Source organism: Segatella asaccharophila, from assembly GCF_054687055.1.
Map to the genome: position 1 here is coordinate 1 of NZ_BAACAN010000062.1, position 750 is coordinate 750.

The 750-nt window shown below is 57.3% G+C and carries 2 tRNA genes and 1 rRNA gene; all 3 read left to right on the forward strand.

The annotated features are described in order from the left end of the window. A 16S ribosomal RNA gene (locus ACYRYG_RS13310) occupies positions 1-359 on the forward strand; the annotation flags it as partial. A 183-nt stretch (positions 360-542) separates the two neighbouring features. After that, positions 543-616: transfer RNA gene (locus tag ACYRYG_RS13315), tRNA-Ile, on the forward strand. A gap of 44 nt (positions 617-660) precedes the next feature. Then, positions 661-734: transfer RNA gene (locus ACYRYG_RS13320), tRNA-Ala, on the forward strand. Positions 735-750: the final 16 nt, after the last annotated feature.

Consider the following 750-nt stretch of genomic DNA (forward strand, 5'->3'; position numbering starts at 1 on the left):
GAGGAAGGTGGGGATGACGTCAAATCAGCACGGCCCTTACGTCCGGGGCTACACACGTGTTACAATGGCCGGTACAGAAGGATGGTGCCCCGCAAGGTGCATCGAACCTGAAAAACCGGTCCCAGTTCGGACTGGGGTCTGCAACCCGACCCCACGAAGCTGGATTCGCTAGTAATCGCGCATCAGCCATGACGCGGTGAATACGTTCCCGGGCCTTGTACACACCGCCCGTCAAGCCATGAAAGCCGGGAGTGCCTGAAGTCCGTGACCGCGAGGATCGGCCTAGGGCAAAATCGGTAATTGGGGCTAAGTCGTAACAAGGTAGCCGTACCGGAAGGTGCGGCTGGAACACCTCCTTTCTGGAGAGGTGCCGCGGAAGTTTATTTTTTCAGGAGCCGGTTCACCCCGTCCCTCATCCGTTCAATTTCGTTACGCGAAGAAAGTCCTGTCTGTTTTTTTAGATATTTCGAGAGAAGGAAGGAAGCCGGGCGCACAGAAGTCCCCCGGGACAGCTGGTGAAAGAGAAGCCGGACGGCCGACCGAGTCCTATAGCTCAGTTGGTTAGAGCGCCACACTGATAATGTGGAGGTCGGCAGTTCAAGTCTGCCTGGGACTACCTGAAAGAGAAAGAGCCTCCCCCGCCGGGCATGGCGGGACGAAGGGGGATTAGCTCAGCTGGCTAGAGCACCTGCTTTGCAAGCAGGGGGTCAACGGTTCGAATCCGTTATTCTCCACGAAAAGGGCGTCCCC